Here is a 20,886-nt window from a genome sequence, read left to right as displayed (position 1 = left end):
TTTTCGCTAACTTCTTGATTTACAAGAGGTTTCGCCAAAGGCCTGCGCCGGAGAAGGTGCGCATTATAGGCACTCAGGAACTCGAGTCAACCGTTTTATTCGGACTTAAGCGACACGCGTCCGCATGCCTTTTTTCCTGCCTGGCAGACGTGAACGGCACCAACCTGAAAGACAAAAGCCCGATCAACAACTTGCCCATCAACTCGCACGCCACCAGAAGCCAACAAATCCCGGGCCACGGCAGCATTCTTGACCAGGCCTGCCCGATTCAACACCGAGGCTATTGGCATATCTTCTACCGAGCACAGCTGAATCTCAGGAATATCCTCGGGCAACTCACCCTCCTTCATCCTGTTGCCGGCCGAACGATGGGCCGTCGCGGCGGCTTCCTCACCATGAAAGCGCGCGACAATCTCTTCCGCCAGCTTGATCTTGATGTCACGAGGATTCGCGCCACGCGACACATCGGTGCGGAACTCTTCGATTTCTGCCATTTCCCGAAAACTTAACAGCTCGAAATACCGCCACATCAGTGCATCCGGGATCGATACCAGCTTGCTATACATCACGCCGGGTGCTTCCTGAATCCCCACATAGTTCCCCAACGATTTAGACATCTTCTTCACACCATCCAAACCCTCTAGAAGCGGCATGGTGACGATGCACTGCGACTCCTGCCCATAGGAGCGCTGCAACTCGCGGCCCATCAGCAGGTTGAACTTCTGATCCGTCCCACCTAGCTCCACATCCGCCCTCAACGCTACGGAGTCGTAACCCTGTACCAATGGATAGAGAAACTCGTGGATCGCGATAGGCTGATTGGTCGAGTAACGCTTGCTAAAGTCATCACGCTCCAACATACGAGCCACGGTGTATTGCGACGCCAGACGAATAAAGTCAGACGGCGTCAAACGATCCATCCAAGTGGAATTGAAGGCCACCTCAGTCTTGGCGGGATCAAGGATCTTGAACACTTGGCTTTTGTAAGTCTCCGCGTTTTCTAGAACCTGATCACGCGTCAGCGGCGGACGCGTTGCGCTCTTGCCGCTCGGGTCGCCGATCATCCCGGTGAAATCCCCTATAAGGAAGACCACCTGGTGTCCGAGATCCTGAAACTGGCGCAGCTTATTTATAAGCACGGTATGACCGAGATGGAGATCCGGCGCAGTTGGATCGAAACCGGCCTTGATTCGAAGCGGAAGACCGCGCTCCAGCTTGTTAACCAGCTCCGCCTCGACGAGCACTTCGTCAGCGCCCCGCTTGATCACCGACAACTGCTCTTGAACCGACTTCATTGGAGGCCCCACGCCAGAAGATAAGGCGGTAAACCTTACAAGAACGCCTGGAAAATTCAACGTTATCGAACGCGAACCAGGCCGCGCCCAAAGGATTCAAGGGTTGCCTCGACACCACTTTGCTTATATTTTAGGCAGATATTTTCTCTGTACAAAATTTCGCCAGATATTCCAGACTTTCTAATGACCTATTCAAAATCGAAAGCACCTCTCTACCCGAAAAGCCACCTCTTGGCTGCAAGCGGTGTAGCTGCGCTTCTGAGCCTGGCACTCCTTGTATTTCCATCCCGCGAAGTCGAAGCTAAGAAGACCTTCCTTGATCTGCGCCTCGATACCGCTGCTGAACTTGCTGCCGTGAGCGAACAACCTCTTGTCAGCCTTTCGGTTGAGCGCCCCTTCGCTCCGACCGAAACAGCTCTCGCACCGGAACTTCAGTCATTGCAGCTGAAAGAAGCCGAAGCGCCTACGGAAGCCGAGCCCTCGTCAAAAGAAGTTATCGTGACGAATGGGGACACGCTGTCGACGGTGTTTGCAAAGGTTGGCCTGCCGCAAGCAGCCGTTCACGACGTCCTGGCCAGCAGCAAAGAGGCAAAACAGTTTGCTCGCCTGAAGGTTGGTCAGCGCCTCGAATTCGAGCTGGACGACCAGGGCAACCTAGCCCGGTTACGCAGCCAGCTGAACAAGCTGGAAAGCGTGCAACTGGAGCGGTCAGGCACTAAGTATGTGTTCAAGAAGGAGCAGGTCAAGCCGGACGTCAGTACCGCTTACGCCTACGGTCGTATAGAGAGTAGCTTGTTCCTTGCTGCGAAGCGCGCAGGCCTTACTCACAACCTGACGATGGATTTGGCCAACGTGTTCGGATACGACATCGATTTCGCCATGGACATACGCAAAGGCGATTCATTTGAGGTTATATACGAGCAGAAGACTGTCGCCGGCGACCGGGTAGGAACAGGTAACATTCTCGCGGCCCGCTTCACCAATCGCGGCAAGAGCTATACCGCTGTTCGCTACACCAACAAGCAGGGCAATAGCAGCTATTACACGGCAGACGGCCAGAGCATGCGTAAGGCGTTCATTCGCACCCCAGTAGACTTCGCACGTATCAGCTCACGCTTTTCAAATGGTCGTAAGCACCCCATCCTGAACAAGATCCGCGCACACAAGGGCGTAGACTATGCCGCAGCCCGCGGCACGCCAATCAAGAGTGCAGGTGACGGCAAGGTCCTTCTTGCTGGCCGCAAAGGCGGATACGGCAACACAGTGGTTATCCAACACGGCAATCGTTACAGAACCCTCTATGCTCATATGCAGGGATTCGCCAAGGGTGTACGAAACGGTTCGTCGGTCAAACAGGGGCAGATCATTGGCTATATCGGTACCACCGGCCTGTCGACCGGTCCGCACCTGCATTATGAGTTTCAGGTTGACGGCGTGCATGTCGACCCACTGGGCCTAAAACTTCCGATGGCAGACCCCATAGCGAAGAACGAAAAACAGCGCTTTCTACAGCTCAGCACCCCACTGATGGCTCGTATGGACGATGAGCGGGCCACCATGCTGGCAATGAAGAGCGAATAGATGCCGCTTTACATCGGAGTAATGTCAGGCACCAGTTTGGATGGTCTGGATTTCGCTCTGATTGAGCAGGGTCAAGGGACGACCTTGCTTGAGACGCACTACGAACCGATGCCAGCACGGCTCAAGCAGGATCTGCTCGATCTCTGCACATCCGCATCAGACGAATTAGCCCGGTCTGCCCTTGCCGAGCAGGCCTGGGCCGAGCTCGCAAGTGTCGGGGTACACAAGTTACTGGACAAGACGCAACTCTCGTCTTCAACTATTCGCGCGATTGGCAGCCACGGACAGACCGTACGGCATGAACCGCAACGCGGCTTCTCTATCCAGGTCGGGCACCCTTCTCTCCTCGCAGAATTAACCAGCATCAGCGTAGTGACAGATTTTCGTCGACGCGACATTGCCGCCGGTGGCCAAGGCGCACCGCTGGTGCCCGCCTTTCATGAAGCCATGTTCAGCGACGCGAAACGGATCAGAGCGGTGCTCAATATCGGCGGCTTCAGCAACGTCAGCTTGCTACGTTCAGGCATGTCGACACGCGGCTTCGATTGCGGCCCGGGCAACGTGCTCCTCGATGCCTGGGTTCATCGCCACCAGGGACAACCCTATGACCGCGACGGCAACTGGGCAATCAGCGGAAAGGTCAATCACCAGCTGCTGACGCTACTGTTAAATGACGACTTCTTCTCTACCCACGGCCCCAAGAGTACCGGACGAGAGCTATTCAACCTGTCCTGGCTGGACGCCCACCTCGCATCTTTTCCGGACCTCGCGCCTGAAGATGTCCAGGCTACGCTACTAGAGCTGACGGCCCGTAGCATCAGCGAAGCGCTCGTGAAGTCTCAGCCTGATACAGAGGAAGTGCTGGTTTGCGGCGGCGGTGCGCACAACACTGCGCTGATGCAGCGCCTGCGAGCATTGCTGCCCGCATGCGAACTGGCAAGCACTGCAAATTACGGGATCGAACCTGATTGGCTAGAAGCTATGGCGTTCGCCTGGTTGGCGCACTGCTGCATTGAGGGTATTGCCGCCAACCGGCCAAGCGTAACAGGCGCTCGCGGCTTTCGTGTCCTTGGCGCGATCTATCCTGCATAGCTGTTGGCGCCGACTGCCCTACTGCCCCATTACCGTCCTGACTCACAAACAAAAACACCGTGCCAAGGCGCGGTGTCTTTTTGCTAGAACGAACCTTAAATCGAGAACGACTGACCGCAGCCACACGTTGTCGTAGCGTTCGGGTTCTTGATGATGAAGCGCGAACCTTCCAACCCTTCCTGATAGTCCACTTCAGCACCGGCGAGGTACTGGTAGCTCATCGGGTCGACCACCAGGCTGACACCCTCACGCTCGATGATGGTGTCGTCTTCGGCGAGCTCCTCATCAAAAGTAAACCCATATTGAAAACCAGAACAGCCGCCGCCGGTGACGAATACGCGCAGCTTCAGCCGCGGGTTGCCCTCTTCATCGACCAGACTCTTCACCTTGCTCGCGGCACCCTGACTGAACTGGATCGCGGTCGGCGTGAAGGATTCGACACTCATTTGGTTCTCCTGGCGCGTGAACACACATTACTGCTTTGACGGAGCATTATCGGCTTATCCTAGAAAATCGGTCAACTATTCGTCGCCGACTGGGAAATACAATACCCGACCCCCAACCGATATCCATGGCAGCCAGGTCAAGGCAGCAAAGCTGCGTTGCCTAAGCCAAGCCTTTCATCCAGACCGAAGACGATGTTCATGTTCTGTAGCGCCTGGCCCGACGCGCCCTTTACAAGGTTATCGATCACTGACAGCACGACCACCAGATCCCCGCCTTGTGGCCGGTGGACTGCAATACGGCATACGTTGGCGCCCCGCACACTGCGGGTCTCCGGATGGCTGCCGGCAGGCATCACATCAACGAAAGGCTCGCTCACGTAACGAGTTTCATAAAGCGCCTGCAGATCCACGGAGGTGTCGAGGACCGTCGCGTACAGCGTGGCATGGATGCCGCGAATCATGGGCGTCAAATGGGGAACGAAGGTCAAGCTAACGTTACCGCCGGCTGCACGTCGCAGCCCTTGGCTAATCTCTGGCAGATGACGGTGACCTTTAACCGCGTAGGCCATCATGCTTTCGCCCGCTTCGGTAAACAACGATCCAACCTTAGCCGCGCGCCCGGCCCCGCTCACGCCCGACTTACAATCGGCGATCAGCCGGGATGTATCGGCCAGCCCCTGTTCCAGCAAAGGCAGATAACCCAGCTGGGTTGCGGTTGGGTAACAACCAGGAACAGCAATCAACCGCGCCCCCTTGATCTGCTCACGGTTTACCTCGGGTAAACCATAAACCGCTTCGGGTAGCAGTGCTGGGGCTCCATGTGGCTGGCCGTACCACTTAGCCCATTCATCCGCATCCTGCAGGCGGAAATCCGCGGACAGGTCGATGACGCGAGTGCCCGCCTCCAGCAACTCAGCTGCCAGCGCATGTGCGACACCATGGGGGGTGGCGAAGAAAACCACATCACAGGCGCCGAGTGTTGCAGTATCCGGCTCACTGAAAGCCAGCTGGTCATAGTGACCTCGAAGGTTAGGATACATATCCGACACCTTGACCCCGTTTTCGGAGCGGGAGGTGATCACGGCTACTTCCGCCTGGGGGTGCTGGGCCAACAGGCGCAGCAACTCAACTCCGGTGTAGCCTGTACCGCCAACGATTCCGACCTTGACCATGAGCTGCCTCTCGCAGTGGAACGATAAGAATGTCGATGATAAAGGGGCCTGCGCTCAGGGCCAACCACCGAGATGACGCGCCGGCCCTCAAACCACTACTATCGGATCGACTCTGAACCGAAGGAATTTGCGAATGCTCTATCTCTGGCTGAAAGCCCTGCACATCGTTGCCATCGTCTGTTGGTTCGCTGGGCTGTTCTATCTGCCGAGATTGTTCGTCTATCACGCCATGAGCGAGGACGCGATCAGCCGTGATCGCTTTCAGGTCATGGAGCGCAAGCTCTATCGCGGCATCATGATTCCCTCAATGATCGCCACGCTCACCTTCGGTATAGGCATGATTGCGCTCAACCCTGCGCTCTTCAGCGGTGGCTGGCTACACGCCAAGCTCGCATTGGTTGTGTTACTGATTGGCTATCACCATATGTGTGGCGCTCAGCTCAAGCGATTCGCCCGCAACGAAAATACGCGCAGCCATGTGTTCTACCGCTGGTTCAACGAGTTTCCGGTACTGCTGCTCCTGGCTATCGTCATTCTTGTTGTCATCAAACCCTTTTGAAACCGACTCAAGGAAACTGCCATGACATTGCCAGCCATCCTCGAAGAGCGCCTGCGTCTACCTTTGGTCGCCGCTCCCATGTTCCTGGTATCGAACCCTGCGCTGGTAGCCGCATGCTGTACCAGCGGTGTGGTCGGCAGTTTTCCTGCACTGAATCAACGAGAAAGCAGCGGATTCCGTGATTGGCTGCAGGAGATAGACCAGCAGCTGAAGGGGGCCGACGAACCCGCCCCGTATGCCGTCAACCTGATCGTGCATCACAGCAACCCCCGGCTTCAGGCTGATCTCGCAATATGCGTCGAGCAGCGTGTGCCTATTGTGATCACCAGCCTTGGCGCCGTTAAAGAGGTGGTGGACGCCGTGCACAGCTATGGTGGGCTGGTGTTTCACGATGTCACCACACGACGGCATGCGGAGAAAGCGGCTGAAGCAGGAGTTGACGGCTTGATAGCGGTGGCCGCTGGCGCTGGCGGCCACGCAGGTACCTGGAGTCCGTTTGCCTTGGTGGCCGAGATCCGCCAATTCTTCGACAAGACGCTGCTGCTCTCCGGCTGCCTCAACCATGGTCACGAGATACTCGCCGCGCAGCTCCTCGGTGCGGACCTCGCCTACATGGGAACGCGCTTCATTGCGACGCGGGAAAGTCAGGCCTCGGATGAATACAAGCAAATGCTGCTGCAGGCGCATGCTGCCGACATCATTCACACCGCAGCGGTATCAGGTGTGCCCGCCAGCTTCCTGCGTCAAAGCCTGCAACAAGCCGGTTACGATGAGGATCGGCTGAAAAACAAAGGCGAAATGAACTACGGCGAAAAACTCAAGCCCGTCAGCGATGAGGCGAAGGCTTGGAAATCCGTCTGGTCGGCAGGCCAGGGCGTAGGGGAAATAAGAGACCTGCCGAGCAGCGAAGAATTGATTGCCCGGCTGGATCGAGAATACCGTGCGGCCCACGATCAGGCGTTGCAGCTGTCCCAGCGTTGGCTACGCCAACCGTGACACACCTCGCAGTTGCTACAAGCCTCGAGCAACTCTATGTGGCGACACTTGTTGGCCGCCCTACCGCGCTTTAGGCTTGCGCGAAAAACCGGCAACAGGGACGCTGGATGAGCGCTGATCAATATCGAATCGTCTTCGACGGTGAACTCCTACCGGGCGTATCACTCGACACGGCCAAGAACAACCTGACTCAACTTTTCAAATGCGACGCTAGCAAAGTCGAGCGTCTGTTCGGTCATGGCTCGGTCCCACTCAAGCGTGAACTGAGCGCCCCGGAAGCCGACCGATACCTGCAAGCGCTGCAGCGTGCTGGGGTCCAGGCACGCAAGGAAGCCGAACCAACGAAAGGTATTGCGCTGACCATCGTTGACTACGCGACCGTAAATCCGAGCGAGACACCCGTTCGGACCGAGCAGATGGCGTGCCCCAAATGCGGCCATACCCAGCCAACCGCCATCGAGTGCTGCAGGTGTGGCATCGTTATCGAGAAATATCTGGCACGCCAAGCACAGCTGGGCGAAACGTCGCTCCAGAGCCGGAGCATTGCCCATCCCTATGCACCACCGCGCGCCGAGGTCGGCGAGCCAACTGCCGAATACAGCACACTAAAGGTCTTCACGACACAAGGCAGGATCGGCCGGCTGCGCTATCTAGCCTGGTCCATGGCGTTGATGGCTGCGGCGCTCGGCCTATTGTTCATTGCCAGCATGACGTTCGCTGCCTCAGCAGTGCTCGGCATGATTGTCACCGGCGTGCTCGGCATCGGTTTTCTACTCGTGAGCGTACAGATCGGCGTGCAGCGTTTGCATGATGTGGGCTGGTCCGGCTGGTTCATGCTGCTCTATCTGGTGCCGGTCGTCGGCACGTTCTTTCCGCTGGTGGTACTGCTGATGCCAGGCAACACTGGGGCGAATCGCTTCGGGCCACCGCAACCGCCGAACAGCAGCGCCGTGAAAATTCTCGCGGCGCTATGGCTGCTTGTACCTATCATTGGCATCCTGACCGCCATCATCCTGCCAACTTATCAGTAGCGCTCTGGTATGGGACCGCGGGCCATTCAGGCCAATACTGTTCGACCCGAAGCCCAACCACGAAGCTCATCCAGCTTTTCGGCCATCACCACCGAAAGCGGAGCGGTCGCCCGGATACAATCCAAGAGCATGTCTTGGTTCGGCTCACTGGACCGGGCCTGACCCGCGTAGACAGCCGACACCACGACCTGTTCGATCTCGGCACCTGAGAAGCCATCGCAAGCGACCGCAAGTGCTGCCAGATCGAACTGTTCGACGTTCAGCTCACGCCGTGCCAGGTGAATTCCGAAAATTTCCGCCCTCGTGGATACATCGGGCAAGTCGACAAAGAACATCTCGTCGAAGCGCCCTTTACGTAACAGTTCTGGCGGAAGACGAGTCACTGCGTTGGAGGTCGCAACCATGAACACCGGCGCTTCACGCTCAGCCATCCAGGTAAGCAAGGTGCCCAGGACCCGCTGACTGACGCCTCCATCCATCTCCCCTGTAGCAAGCCCCTTTTCCAACTCGTCCATCCATAGGACGCAAGGCGCCATCTGTTCGGCCAGTTTTAGCGCCTCGCGCAAATTGCGTTCGGTTTCACCAAAGAATTTGTTGTACAAGCATGCAAAATCCAGGCGCAGCAGCGGCAAACCCCAGAACCCAGCGACCGCCTTGGCCGCCATACTTTTCCCACCGCCCTGCACGCCAACAAGCATCACCCCGCGCGGCATGTCCGAGCGGCTGCCGGCAAGAAAGGCAGCCTGACGCTGCCCCAGCCAGCGTTTGAAATTCTGAAGCCCGCCAACCTCGGCAAAACGCTCGGTCTCGTACTCGAAGCCCAACACGCCTTGCATGTCCAGCAGTTCGAACTTCTTACGGTTGAGCTCTGGAAGATCTTCCTGTGTGATCGCGCCATCATCGCAGATCAGGCTGTGCGCCAAGCTGCGCGCTTCTGCATGACTGAGCCCACGCAGGTTCTTCACGACCTGCTGCAGGGTGCGATTGTCGGTCCGCACCCGGGCGCCTCGATTACGCTCGCTCCAAACAGTCGCCTCATTACGCACAATACTCACCAGCTCTTCTTCGGTGGGCAGGGTGAGACTGAAGCGAGCCGCATAACGCTGGACCTCAGGGGGCAACTTGAGGGCATGCGACACCAGCACCAGCGTGGGTGCGGTGGCGCTTTCGCCCATTGCGATTTCCTTCAACAGGCGGACCAGACGCGGCTCATCAAGAAACGGATGCAAGTCGCAGAAGACGCACAGCCCTCCCAGCGGATCGTGTTTGACGCGCCTCAATGCGACCTCAGCCGAGCAGCTTTCGCCAGCATCCAGCGCCTCGCCGCCGAACGCGAGATGTCGGAGTCCTTCCGTTACAGACCACACATGAAGGGTCATCCCCCGGTTCACAGCTAATCCACTCAGTGTCTCGAGCACTCGACGCTCGTCCCATGATTCGATCAGCACCAAGCGCAACCTTGACTCGAGAACGAGAGCCAGATCGTGGATATCATTCTTCATTCGCTATGCTCCATGCCAGCTAACCAGTCCGAAAATCGCCTGTTACACTGCCTTTTGTTTCAGTTCTGGAGAAACGCCGTGGATTGTCTATTTTGCAAGATCGTCGCCGGGACCCTCCCCGCGCAGAAGATCTATGAAGACGAACAGGTTATCGCCTTCAATGACATCGCGCCCCAAGCGCCTGTGCATTTTCTGGTGATCCCAAAGAAACACATCGCAACCCTGCATGACCTAAGTGAGGATGACGACAAGCTTCTCGCTGGCCATATCCTTTTTACCGCGCAGCGTCTGGCCGAAGAGCAGGGCTGCCAGGAAGGCTTTCGGGTTGTCATGAACTGCAACGACCTTGGTGGTCAGACGGTACATCACATCCATATGCATGTGCTCGGTCAGCGCCAGATGCATTGGCCTCCTGGTTGAAACATCGGCTACCAAACTGCAGTAACGACTACTCACGCCTGCTCCGAATCACCTGGAGGCGACATGCCCAACCAACGCCAATACTCTCCTGCCGACCGCCTGCTGCTGCAGGCCGATGCCGCTTTAAGGACGCTGCTTCCGTTTAGCGGTCAACCTCAGCGACCGACGCCCGCCGTGTTGAAGAACGAGGCTGAGCTGAGCGATAGCGAGGCGCGTCACGTGGCCGGCCTGATGCGCATCAATCACACCGGCGAGGTCTGTGCGCAGGCGCTCTACCAGGGACAGGCGCTAACCGCTCGACTGTCGAGGGTGCGCGAGGCAATGGAGCGTGCAGCAGACGAAGAGATTGATCATCTGGCCTGGTGCGAACAGCGCATACACCAGCTGGGCAGCCACACCAGCGTTCTCAATCCGCTTTTCTACGGATTGTCGTTCGGCATCGGTGCGTCGGCGGGCTTGATCAGCGACCGCATCAGCCTGGGTTTCGTCGCCGCCACGGAAGATCAGGTCTGCAAGCATCTGGATGAGCATCTCGAGCAGATTCCACAAGAGGATGAGAAGTCGCGGGCAATTCTCGAACAGATGCGCACGGATGAAGCGCAGCATTCCACTGCGGCCCTCGATGCGGGCGGCTTGCGCTTTCCGGCGCCGGTGAAGTTCGGCATGAGTCTGATGGCCAAAGTGATGACCAAGACCACTTACCGGATCTGACCCGGCATAACGAAGAAGGGCGCCTAAGAGGCGCCCTTCTGGTTTCTACCCTCGTCCCCCATAGCCCGGCATATTGCAGACATAGAAGGTTTTCTGGCAGCTCATGGCGCATGACAATCCTCCACCTGCCCGCGTTGCTCCTAGGAAAGCTTTCGAGAAGTGTCATCGAAGAGATAGTTCTCCAGTCCGAATCCTTACAAAGCATCTTGGTGTTAAAGAAGTTCTGCTGATACACATCGGTCATGTGATAGACCGATCGGGTATCTTCGGAGAGGTAGTGCTGTATAGGGTTTATCTGTGGTCAATGAAGTGCTTTCTGCCTGAAATGCAAACTCGATAATCGACAGTGACGATATTCGAGGCACTGGTGGATCAGATAGCTGAGAGCCCTGAACGGTGAGATAACGCGCAAGTGGAATTGATATCCACGCTAAAGGAGCTCTTTGCAATCTCGACCGCGGCTGCGCAATCTAGCAGAACGCCTTGTCGAAGCGGGGCGCCTTCCAAATCGACGGCCCGCGCTCCAGCTCTGAAAGCATTAATCAAATCTGGCCAGGCTTATTGGCAGTTCAGCCCAGCTCGACGATTTCATAGTCGTGGCTGATCTGAACACCCGCGCGGCCAAGCATGATGGAAGCAGAACAGTATTTCTCCGCAGACAGTTCGACCGCGCGTTTAACTTGTGTCTCCTTCAGCCCACGCCCCTTGACGACGAAGCGCAGATGGATCTTCGTAAACACCTTCGGATCCTGATCGGCACGCTCCGCCTCAAGAAAGGCCTCGCAACTTTCCACCGCCTGACGCGACTTTTTGAGAATACTCACCACATCGAAGTTGCTACAGCCGCCGAGCCCCAGCAACAGCATCTCCATTGGCCGCACGCCCAGATTCCGCCCACCATTCTCGGGCGGGCCGTCCATGACCACGACATGTCCACTGCCAGACTCGCCAAGAAACATTGCCTCGCCAGCCCACTGAATGCGCGCTTTCATCGATAGACTCCGCTTGAAAAGGAGCGAAGCTTAGCATGACGACCTGCGGACGCCGGTGGCGATAAACCGACGAAATGAATGCCCAAAAGTTGATATTCGTGTCGCAGTTTTGTTGTCGACCCGGACCGGTCTGTTAAGCTCGCTTTGCCTGATAACAGAACTTAGTCATACATAATAAGAACTGCCTTCTAATTGGACACATCTTCCGGGACTACAGCATGGTCGCTATTACACTCACGCCCAAGATCAAGAACATCGACAAACTCCTCGCGCATTGCCATCGTCGGCGCTACACCGCCAAAAGCACCATCATCTATGCCGGTGATCGTAGCGAAACGCTTTTCTTCATCGTTAAAGGTTCGGTCACCATCCTGATCGAGGATGACGATGGTCGCGAGATGATCATTGCCTACTTGAACTCCGGGGACTTCTTCGGAGAGATGGGACTGTTCGAGAAGGAAGGATCGGAAAAGGAACGCAGCGCATGGGTTCGCGCCAAGACTGAATGCGAAGTTGCAGAACTGAGCTATGCCAAGTTCCGTGAATTGACCCAGCAAGACCCCGATATTCTTTATGCACTTGGCAGCCAGATGGCCGAACGCTTGCGCAACACTACACGCAAGGTGGGTGATCTGGCGTTTCTCGATGTGACCGGCCGCGTCGCCCGCACATTGCTTGACCTGTGCAAGCAACCCGATGCTATGACCCATCCGGACGGCATGCAGATCAAGATCACCCGCCAGGAAATCGGCCGCATCGTCGGCTGCTCGAGGGAAATGGTCGGTCGCGTGCTCAAGAGCCTTGAGTCACAGGGACTGGTGCACGTGAAGGGAAAGACCATGGTGGTGTTTGGTACGCGCTGAAACTCAGCTCAGCACCATTGAAAAAGCCGGCAACTTGCCGGCTTTTTCAATGGCAGCGGATCACTCCGGATCGGCAGCTGATTGGGGGCGGCTACGTCCCGGAAAGAACAATCGCTGCAGTTCGAGCCCCGGCTGCTCAGCTCGCATGAAAGCTTCTCCCACCAGAAACGCATACACCTGGTTGATTTCCATCAACTCCACGTCGGCACGATGAAGTATGCCGCTCTCGGTCACAGCCAGACGGTCGCGAGGGATGCGCGGCAGCAAGTCAAGAGTCGTTTCCAGGCTGAGCTCAAAGGTGTGAAGGTTGCGGTTGTTGATGCCGAGCAGAGGCGTATCGAGGCGCAGCGCGCGCTCCAGCTCTGCTCCATCGTGGACCTCTACCAATACGTCGAGATTCTGAGCCTTTGCCACATCGGCAAGCTCGGCCATCTGACCATCCTCCAGAGCGGCGACGATCAACAGAACGCAGTCAGCGCCTAAGGCTCTGGCTTCGATGATCTGGTAGGGATCGACCATGAAATCCTTGCGAATGACCGGTAGTTTGCAGGCTGAGCGCGCTTGTTTCAGGTAATCGTCGGCGCCCTGGAAGAAGTCGATGTCGGTCAATACCGAGAGGCAGGTGGCGCCTCCTGCCTCATAGCTTCTGGCGATGTCCGCCGGGACAAAATCCTCCCGCAGCACTCCTTTGCTTGGTGAGGCTTTCTTAATTTCCGCAATCACAGCCGGTTGCTTGTTACGCGCCTGCTCCTGCAACCGGCGGGCAAAACCCCGGACCGGGTCCGCTGCGGCCGCCATTGTTTCGAGTTCAGCCAAACCGACCCGACCGCGGCGCTCGCTGACTTCCTCGCGCTTGCGCCTGATGATCTTTTCCAGAACAGTCGGCACGTTACTCATTGGGAAGTCTCCTGCTTGAACACCACAGTGAAGGACACCAGCTCCTCGAACTTGTCCCGCGCCAAGCCGGTATGCAACGCATCATGGGCGATCTCCACGCCCTGTTTCAGGCTGCTGGCGATGTCGGCTGCATAAAGCGCAGCACCGGCATTAAGGACGATCATGTCGGCCGCCTTTTGCCCGTTTTCCGTCTTGCGCCGTCCCAGCGCGTCGCGAATCAGCGCCAGCGATCCCTGCGCATCCTCAACGTTCAGGCCGATCAGGCTCTGGCTCTTGATCCCGAAATCTTCCGGTTGGATACGGTACTCACTGATTTCACCCTTGTTCAATTCGGCGACATAGGTCGGCGCCGCCAGGCTGATCTCGTCGAGCCCGTCTTGTGCATGCACCACCAGCACATGCTGACTTCCCAGGCGCGACAGCACTTCGGCCATAGGCCGGCAGAGTTCCTTGCTGAACACCCCGAGCACCTGATGCTTGACACCGGCGGGGTTGGACATCGGGCCGAGGATGTTGAACAGCGTGCGCAAGCCCAACTCACGACGTGGACCGGCAGCAAATTTCATGGCGCCGTGATGCGCTGGCGCGAACATGAAGCCGACGCCCACGGCATCGACACTGCGCGCAACCTGTGCGGGTGTTAGGTCCAGATAAACCCCGGCCGCCTCGAGCAGATCGGCACTGCCACTCTTGCCCGACACTGCGCGATTGCCGTGCTTGGCGACCTTGCCCCCTGCGGCGGCGACCACGAAGGCTGCAGCAGTTGAGACATTGAAAATGTTCATCCCATCGCCACCGGTACCGCAGGTGTCCACCAATCGATGGGTATCGAAATGCACCGGCTCGGCAAGCTCGCGCATCACCTGCACCGCGCCGACGATCTCATCGATGGTTTCGCTCTTCATGCGCATGCCCATTAGGAACGCGCCAATCTGCGCATCGGTGCACTGGCCAGTCATGATCTGGCGCATCACCGCCTTCATCTCATCGGTGCTCAAGTCCAGCTGGCCGACGATGCGGTTGAGGGCTTCCTTGATATCCATCAGCGCACGCCTCCGGTCTGTTTCAGAAAATTGGCGAACAGTTCGTGCCCCTGCTCGGTGAGGATTGACTCAGGGTGAAACTGCACGCCTTCAACGTTAAGTGTCTTGTGCCGCAAGCCCATGATCTCGTCGACGCTGCCGTCTTCCAGCTGGGTCCAGGCAGTGATTTCCAGACAGTCGGGGAGCGTTTCACGCTTGACTACCAACGAGTGGTAACGCGTCACCGTTAACGGGTTGTTCAGCCCGGCAAACACGCCGGCATTCTCGTGGACCACCGGACTTGTCTTGCCATGCATGACCTGACGCGCCCGCACGACCTCACCTCCAAATGCCTGCCCAATGCTCTGGTGGCCGAGACAGACGCCGAGGATAGGCAGTCTGCCGGCGAAATGACGAATCAGTTCCAGCGAGACGCCCGCCTCGTTCGGCGTACAAGGGCCGGGCGATACGACAATCCGCTCCGGGTTCAGCGCTTCGATTTCGGAGACGCTCAACTCATCGTTGCGCACCACTTTGACGTCCGCGCCGAGTTCGCCGAGGTATTGCACGACGTTGTAGGTAAAGGAATCGTAGTTATCCAGCATTAGCAGCATTTGCATCACCCTAGGGCTTGAGGCTGATCCACCACCTGCCATTACGGCCCGAACCGGCGCAAAGGCGCCTCGGCAGAACGATCAGTAGTACAGGTGTGAACGGGGTATTCCGGCACGGAGCCAGCTACGAGGATCAGGCGCGCCAACGCCAGCGGGCATGTGCCTTGAATAGACGCATCAGGAGGGTGCTGCTGAATTTCACGGAAAAGGTCTCGCAGAGCTGACGACGCAAAGTAGCCCATGCCAGGCCACGGTTTCAACCGGACTATACCAGAGCATCGCTTGCCCGCTACAGGCAAGGCTGACGCCTAGACTGGCAGCGACCCTATAGCGGCAGGTAACGCGGAGGCTGGAACCGGTCGAGCGTAGAAAAAACCCTGCGCCTGCCGACATCCAAGTCGACGCAGCTCCGCAGCAGTGGCCTCGTCTTCGACCCCCTCTGCCAGCGTGCTCAAACCGAGCGACTCGGCCATATGGATGATCGCGGCGACGATGGCATGGCCGTCTTCATTAGGCAGATCGCTTACAAAGGAGCGATCAATCTTTAACGTATCCACCGACAATCGCCGAAGATACGCCAGACAGGAGTACCCGGTGCCGAAATCATCGATGGACAACGTGACGCCGAGGGCTTTCAGACCGGCCAGCGCAATCATCACCTGCTCAGTGTTGTCGACGAGGCTGGACTCGGTGAGCTCAAGCTCCAGCGCCGAAGCTGGCAGACCGGTCTGCGCCAAGGCGGCAGCGACAGTCTGTTCCAGCGACCCCTGGTGCAGCTGTATCGCAGCGACGTTCACTGCAACACGCGGGATGCCCACCCCCTCAGCCTGCCAGCGTTTGGCCTGTCGGCACGCCTCGAGGATTATCCATTCGCCAATATCCACGATCAGACCGCTCTGCTCGGCTGCGGGAATGAACTGCCCGGGCGCGACCAGTCCCCACTGAGGATGCTGCCAGCGCAACAGGGCTTCCGCGCCTACTACTCTGCCGATGGCAAGATCCAGCTGCAGCTGATACTCCAGAAAAAACTCCTCTCGCTCCAAAGCAAGCCGCAGGCCGTTGATGAGGTACAACCGCCCCCGCATCTCGGTATCCAGCGCAGCGTTGTAATAGCACCAGGTTCGGCGCCCGGCTTCCTTGGCCTTGTACATCGCCATTTCAGCGTTGCGCAGGAGGCAGGGAAAGTCCATGCCATCGCTCGGGCCAACCGCGACGCCGATCGAGATCGACACCACTATTTGTTGGCGCTCGATCATGAAGGGGCCGGCTAACTCATCGAGTACACGCTGGATCACTGCGGATGCACCCTCGGCATTCTCCAGATCGGCCAGCAACACGACAAACTCATCACCTCCGGCCCGTGCCAGCATGGCGCTATCGGGCAAAGCCTGCTGCATTCTTACCGAGGTTGTGCAGAGCAGCTGATCACCGAAAGCGCGCCCGAACGAGTCATTGACCATCTTGAAATGATCGAGATCCAGGTACAGCATCGCGACTGCACCCTTGAGCTTTAAAGCGCTGGCCATTGCCTGACGTGTCCGCTCTTCCAGCTGGGTCAGATTGGGCAGCCCCGTCAGGCTGTCGAAGTGGGCCATGTAGTCAGCGCGCTGTTGCGCAGCAATCCGCTCGCCCATTTCGAGTGCCAACCGCGCATATGGCGCACGCACACTCGACACGAACACCACCTGATAGATGAAGCCGTAGGAGATGATCTTGTACAGATGCCCGAGCAAACTGTAGAAGCTATTCACATTGGCGTAGGCGGTGAAGCACAACTCGGCAAGAATCGAGACCAGTGTCGCAGCCAGCATGCCCTCGAAATAGTCACGGCCTCCAACCTCTCGAGCCCGCCAGAACACCCATGCCGCCAGTGCGAAGAGGCTGATGATCAGCCACTCCATCTGCACTTTGAAGCGGGTCAGCCCCTCCCCGTCGATAAAGGTCCGAGGCCACAGCTGCGGCTGAAACAGCTGCAGATAAACCACCAGAACAACCAGTCCGAGGGATGCTGAAAGCAACATGACCCGCGGCAGTGCGATGCTTCGGTGGCAAAAACGGAACGCCACAGCGAGCAGCGTGAAAGCCAACAAGACGCGGGAAACCAGCCAGAAGGCGATCGCTTTTTCCGCCGAGGCAGGCGTCACCCATACGGGCATACCCCGGTAGGACAGCATATGAGCCAGATCCAGCAGCGCGATGGCCAAAAACGCGCAAGCGAGCAGCGGGTTCGAAAGAGGCACTGGCTGCTGGCTGTGCCAAGCCACCGCAAACACCAATCCCGCCACGACAATCGAAAAGGTTTCGACAGTGATGTGCAGCGGTAACGGAAACCATACTTGGCTGCCATTGAGATCCGCCAGGCTCGATAACAACCAGACCAGCACCAGCAGCGCCGCGAGAGCAGTCACCAACGGCGAGGCCGACGGCCAGGACTGGCGAACGGACGATGGGCGGGGGCTCGGCAGTAACGGCATGGCTGGCTCGTCTGGGCTGGGGTTGGAACGCCGAGCGTTCCTGCTCAGCTTCCACGACTATAGGTATAGCCAATAGCCATTACCATACGACCAATAAGGACTTTAGTCGCAGTCGCCGAGCAGGCCCATGAGCCGCGCCGAAACTAGTCGCTGCTGTGCTCCGCCAAGGCCACCGCACGGAACATCGCGCGGCGTTTGTTCAGCGTTTCTTCCCATTCAAGCGCGGGCTGCGAATCGGCCACGATGCCAGCGCCGGCCTGCACGTGCAGCTCGCCGTCCTTGATCACCGCGGTACGGATCGCGATGGCCGTATCCATGTTGCCATTCCAGGCCAGATAGCCGACCGCGCCGCCATAAACGCCGCGCTTGACCGGCTCGAGTTCGTCGATGATTTCCATGGCGCGAATCTTCGGTGCACCTGAGAGCGTGCCGGCCGGCAGGATCGCGCGCAGCGCATCCATCGCCGTCAATGGCGCCTTGAGCTGGCCGGTGACGTTGGAAACGATGTGCATGACATTCGAATAGCGCTCGATGACCATCTTCTCGGTCAACCGCACCGTGCCGGTCTCGGCGACACGACCGACGTCGTTGCGGCCCAGGTCGATCAGCATCAGGTGTTCGGCAAGCTCCTTGGCATCGCTGAGCAGGTCCTGCTCCAACGCCAGATCAGCTTCTTCGTTGGCACCGCGTGGACGCGTGCCGGCGATGGGGCGGACCGTGACCAGACCTTCCTCGACCCGCACCAGCACTTCAGGCGACGAACCCACCACATGGAAATCGCCGAAGTTGAAGAAGTACATGTAGGGCGTCGGGTTGAAGCAACGCAACGCGCGGTACAGGTCGATCGGCGCAGCCTTGAAGGGAATCGACATGCGCTGGGAGATCACCACCTGCATGCAGTCGCCGGCCAGGATGTAGTCCTTGATTCGGTAGACGGCCTGCTCGTAGTCCTTGCGGCTGAAGCTGGAGCGGAAAGTCGGCTCGTTACCGTTGCTCTTTTCGAAATCCAGGCCCAGGCGCGGCGTGATCGACTGGCGCAGCTTTTCTCGAAGCGCCTGCAGTTTCGCCTGCCCCGACTCGTAGGCGTCCGGCTGTGCCGGGTCGACCAGCACGATGCAATGCAGCTTGCCGGCCAGGTTGTCGAAGACCACCACGGCGTCGGACACCATCAGCAGGATATCCGGAGTACCCAGGGGATCGGGGTTGGGGCAGCTCGCAAGCTTGCGTTCGACATAGCGCACGCTGTCATAACCGAAATAGCCCACCAGACCGCCGTTGAAGCGCGGCAGTCCATCCACTGGCGCCACGCGGTAGCGCTGCTGGAACGTTTCGACGAACGCCAACGGATCGTCGACCTCACAAGCCTCGGTTTCGACGTCGTCGGTGGTCACGCTGATGCGATAATCCTGCACGCGCAACACCGTGCTGCAGGGCAGGCCAATGATCGAATAACGCCCCCACTTCTCCCCGCCCTGGACGGACTCGAGCAGGTAGGAGTTAGGCGCATCGGCGAGCTTGAGATAAAGCGTGAGCGGTGTGTCGAAGTCGGCGAGGGTTTCGAACGACAGAGGGATGCGGTTATGGCCTTCGGCGGCCAAACGCTGGAATTCTTCGCGGGTCATGTCAGCCTCGTGGTCGGAGGGGAGCTACATACGGTCGAGTTGTGCAAACGTACCGGGCAGAGCCGGCAGAAAATGTCAGGCGCGCCAGCGCCAACGGGCCAGGGCCTTGATGACATTCATCCACTGTTTGCGGGTGACCACCACGATCTGATCTCGGCTGCAGGGTTCAAAAGACAGGAGCCACACTAGCGCAGCCCCGAAACCGAAGCAACCAGCTCGCGCAGGTCGTCAAGCACCAGCGCCGGCTGCTCGCGGGCGATGGGCTCACCGTGGTTGTAGCCGTAGGTGAGCGCCACACAAGGCACCGCAGCCGCCTTCGCCGCGCGCACATCGTTGCGCGAATCGCCGACGAATAATGAAGCATCCGCGCGCACGTCGGCCTCGCGCATGACCCAAAGAAGGGCCGCCGGGTCAGGCTTCTGCTGAGGCAGGGTGTCGCCCCCGATCAACCACTGGAAATAACCGGCCAGCCCCTTCTCTTGTAGCAGCGGCTCGATGAACTGGGCCGGCTTGTTGGTGATGATTGCAAGCTTCACGTCACGCTCACGCAACCAGTCCAGGCACTCGCGAACGCCGGGGTAGACCTTGGTCAGTTCGTGCCCACCGGAATAGGCCTGCATGAACAACGCCAGGGCCTCGTCGGCCAACTCGTCGGCTACGCCCTCGTGCAGCAGCTGCCCGGCCAGCGCGCGGCGTACCAGCACCCGCGAGCCGTTGCCGACCCAGTCACGCACCCGATCAATGCCGGCAGGTTCACGCCCCAGCAACATCAGCATCTTGTCCACCGCAGCGGCCAGGTCCGGCACCGAATCCATCAGGGTGCCGTCCAGGTCGAACATCACCAACCGCGGCAGCCGGCCGTCAAACAGTTGCTCAAGACGGGTCATGGGCGTGCCAGCGCCAGTTCGGCGCGCATCTGGTCGATCACGGCTTTGTAGTCGGGCTGGTTGAAAATGGCCGAGCCGGCGACAAAGGTATCGGCACCGGCTGCGGCGATCTCACGGATGTTCTTTGGATTGACGCCGCCGTCGATCTCCAGGCGAATCTCGCGGCCACTGGAATCGATCAGCGCACGCGCTTCGCGCAGCTTGTCCAGGGTATTGGGGATGAACTTCTGCCCGCCGAAGCCTGGGTTGACGCTCATCAGCAAGACCATGTCGACCTTGTCCATGACGTACTTGAGCACGTCCAGCGGAGTGGCCGGGTTGAACACCAGACCGGCCTTGGCGCCGCCATCTTTGATCAGCTGCAGCGAACGGTCGATGTGCTCGGAGGCTTCCGGGTGAAAGGTGATGTAGCTGGCGCCGGCTTCGAGAAAGTCGCCGATCATGCGGTCCACCGGCTTGACCATCAGGTGCACATCGATGGGCGCGGTGACGCCGTGCTTGCGCAGCGCCGAGCAGACCATCGGGCCGACGGTCAGGTTGGGCACGTAGTGGTTATCCATCACATCGAAATGGACGATGTCCGCGCCCGCGGCCAGTACGTTGTCCACTTCCTCGCCCAGTCGGGCGAAATTGGCGGAAAGAATCGAAGGGGCGATGGCGAACGGCTGCATGACGACCTCGGGTAGCACGGCTGAATGCCGCGCATTGTA

At 58.4% G+C, this 20,886-nt stretch carries 20 protein-coding genes and 1 pseudogene; 8 read left to right on the top strand and 13 right to left on the bottom strand.

The genetic code is table 11. The annotated features are described in order from the left end of the window. Positions 1–95: 95 nt before the first annotated feature. Positions 96–1,295, bottom strand: coding sequence for a tyrosine--tRNA ligase (gene tyrS, locus AAGW23_RS16975; protein WP_342407512.1), 1,200 nt, complete (start codon positions 1,293–1,295; stop codon positions 96–98). A 183-nt stretch (positions 1,296–1,478) separates the two neighbouring features. Here tyrS and AAGW23_RS16970 point away from each other — a divergent pair, with 183 nt between their 5' ends. Both AAGW23_RS16970 and AAGW23_RS16965 read left to right on the top strand, forming a co-directional pair. Beyond that, complete coding sequence (locus AAGW23_RS16970; protein WP_342407511.1) at positions 1,479–2,876, top strand: peptidoglycan DD-metalloendopeptidase family protein; 1,398 nt, start codon at positions 1,479–1,481, stop codon at positions 2,874–2,876. Continuing rightward, positions 2,877–3,968 carry an anhydro-N-acetylmuramic acid kinase gene (locus tag AAGW23_RS16965; protein ID WP_342407510.1) on the top strand — a complete coding sequence of 364 codons (1,092 nt, stop codon included), beginning with the start codon at positions 2,877–2,879 and terminating at the stop codon, positions 3,966–3,968. It begins immediately after the preceding gene. 95 nt (positions 3,969–4,063) lie between these two features. On the opposite strand, the gene erpA is transcribed toward AAGW23_RS16965, so the two are convergent. Together erpA and argC are read right to left on the bottom strand one after the other, a co-directional pair. Further along, positions 4,064–4,414: an iron-sulfur cluster insertion protein ErpA gene (erpA, locus tag AAGW23_RS16960; RefSeq protein WP_045430630.1), complete on the bottom strand. Its 351-nt coding sequence runs from the start codon at positions 4,412–4,414 to the stop codon at positions 4,064–4,066. A gap of 137 nt (positions 4,415–4,551) precedes the next feature. Further along, positions 4,552–5,586, bottom strand: a complete 1,035-nt coding sequence (argC, locus tag AAGW23_RS16955) for an N-acetyl-gamma-glutamyl-phosphate reductase (RefSeq protein ID WP_342407509.1) — start codon at positions 5,584–5,586, stop codon at positions 4,552–4,554. Between the two features lie 133 nt (positions 5,587–5,719). On the opposite strand from argC, the gene hemJ reads away from it, so the two are divergent. The 3 genes from hemJ (at position 5,720) to AAGW23_RS16940 (ending at position 8,172) form a co-directional block, all read left to right on the top strand. Then, positions 5,720–6,145: a protoporphyrinogen oxidase HemJ gene (gene hemJ / locus AAGW23_RS16950; protein WP_342407508.1), complete on the top strand. Its 426-nt coding sequence runs from the start codon at positions 5,720–5,722 to the stop codon at positions 6,143–6,145. A gap of 21 nt (positions 6,146–6,166) precedes the next feature. Further along, entirely contained in the window at positions 6,167–7,141 is a 975-nt protein-coding gene (locus AAGW23_RS16945; protein ID WP_342407507.1) for a nitronate monooxygenase family protein, read from the top strand. Positions 7,142–7,248: 107 nt separating this feature from the next. Then, positions 7,249–8,172, top strand: a complete 924-nt coding sequence (locus AAGW23_RS16940) for a DUF805 domain-containing protein (protein WP_342407506.1) — start codon at positions 7,249–7,251, stop codon at positions 8,170–8,172. A 26-nt stretch (positions 8,173–8,198) separates the two neighbouring features. On the opposite strand, the gene AAGW23_RS16935 is transcribed toward AAGW23_RS16940, so the two are convergent. Beyond that, the gene (locus tag AAGW23_RS16935; protein WP_342407505.1) at positions 8,199–9,674 is read right to left on the bottom strand and encodes an AAA family ATPase; all 1,476 of its coding nucleotides are present in this window, start codon (positions 9,672–9,674) and stop codon (positions 8,199–8,201) included. Positions 9,675–9,752: 78 nt separating this feature from the next. Here AAGW23_RS16935 and AAGW23_RS16930 point away from each other — a divergent pair, with 78 nt between their 5' ends. Both AAGW23_RS16930 and coq7 read left to right on the top strand, forming a co-directional pair. Then, the gene (locus AAGW23_RS16930; RefSeq protein ID WP_342407517.1) at positions 9,753–10,094 is read left to right on the top strand and encodes a histidine triad nucleotide-binding protein; all 342 of its coding nucleotides are present in this window, start codon (positions 9,753–9,755) and stop codon (positions 10,092–10,094) included. Between the two features lie 63 nt (positions 10,095–10,157). Further along, a complete protein-coding gene (gene coq7, locus AAGW23_RS16925; protein WP_342407504.1) occupies positions 10,158–10,805 on the top strand; it encodes a 2-polyprenyl-3-methyl-6-methoxy-1,4-benzoquinone monooxygenase in 648 nt (215 codons plus the stop codon). A gap of 143 nt (positions 10,806–10,948) precedes the next feature. On the opposite strand, the pseudogene AAGW23_RS16920 reads toward coq7, so the two are convergent. Both AAGW23_RS16920 and AAGW23_RS16915 read right to left on the bottom strand, forming a co-directional pair. Continuing rightward, positions 10,949–11,246, bottom strand: a pseudogene (locus AAGW23_RS16920) (adenosylmethionine decarboxylase); the annotation flags it as partial. Between the two features lie 128 nt (positions 11,247–11,374). Further along, a complete protein-coding gene (locus AAGW23_RS16915) occupies positions 11,375–11,797 on the bottom strand; it encodes an OsmC family protein (protein ID WP_342407503.1) in 423 nt (140 codons plus the stop codon). Between the two features lie 218 nt (positions 11,798–12,015). On the opposite strand from AAGW23_RS16915, the gene crp reads away from it, so the two are divergent. After that, a complete protein-coding gene (gene crp, locus AAGW23_RS16910; protein ID WP_045430655.1) occupies positions 12,016–12,660 on the top strand; it encodes a cAMP-activated global transcriptional regulator CRP in 645 nt (214 codons plus the stop codon). A gap of 60 nt (positions 12,661–12,720) precedes the next feature. Here crp and trpC read toward each other — a convergent pair whose 3' ends face one another. From trpC to rpe, 7 genes are all read right to left on the bottom strand, one after another. Further along, entirely contained in the window at positions 12,721–13,557 is an 837-nt protein-coding gene (gene trpC, locus AAGW23_RS16905) for an indole-3-glycerol phosphate synthase TrpC (protein WP_342407502.1), read from the bottom strand. Then, positions 13,554–14,600, bottom strand: a complete 1,047-nt coding sequence (gene trpD, locus AAGW23_RS16900; RefSeq protein WP_342407501.1) for an anthranilate phosphoribosyltransferase — start codon at positions 14,598–14,600, stop codon at positions 13,554–13,556. Before trpD ends, trpC begins: the two co-directional genes overlap by 4 nt. Next, positions 14,600–15,193, bottom strand: coding sequence for an aminodeoxychorismate/anthranilate synthase component II (locus AAGW23_RS16895; RefSeq protein ID WP_342407500.1), 594 nt, complete (start codon positions 15,191–15,193; stop codon positions 14,600–14,602). Before AAGW23_RS16895 ends, trpD begins: the two co-directional genes overlap by 1 nt. A 308-nt stretch (positions 15,194–15,501) precedes the next feature. Continuing rightward, positions 15,502–17,667: a putative bifunctional diguanylate cyclase/phosphodiesterase gene (locus AAGW23_RS16890; RefSeq protein ID WP_342407499.1), complete on the bottom strand. Its 2,166-nt coding sequence runs from the start codon at positions 17,665–17,667 to the stop codon at positions 15,502–15,504. A gap of 143 nt (positions 17,668–17,810) precedes the next feature. Then, positions 17,811–19,289, bottom strand: a complete 1,479-nt coding sequence (gene trpE / locus AAGW23_RS16885; RefSeq protein WP_342407498.1) for an anthranilate synthase component I — start codon at positions 19,287–19,289, stop codon at positions 17,811–17,813. Between the two features lie 185 nt (positions 19,290–19,474). Then, positions 19,475–20,176 (bottom strand): phosphoglycolate phosphatase, encoded by a 702-nt coding sequence (locus AAGW23_RS16880; RefSeq protein ID WP_342407497.1) that lies wholly within the window; start codon positions 20,174–20,176, stop codon positions 19,475–19,477. Then, positions 20,173–20,847 (bottom strand): ribulose-phosphate 3-epimerase, encoded by a 675-nt coding sequence (gene rpe, locus AAGW23_RS16875; RefSeq protein WP_342407496.1) that lies wholly within the window; start codon positions 20,845–20,847, stop codon positions 20,173–20,175. Before rpe ends, AAGW23_RS16880 begins: the two co-directional genes overlap by 4 nt. Positions 20,848–20,886: the final 39 nt, after the last annotated feature.

Origin of the sequence: Stutzerimonas chloritidismutans, from assembly GCF_038562055.1 — a bacterium.
In the GTDB taxonomy this organism is placed as follows: domain Bacteria; phylum Pseudomonadota; class Gammaproteobacteria; order Pseudomonadales; family Pseudomonadaceae; genus Stutzerimonas; species Stutzerimonas chloritidismutans_A.
This window is presented reverse-complemented; position numbering and strand designations above follow the sequence as displayed.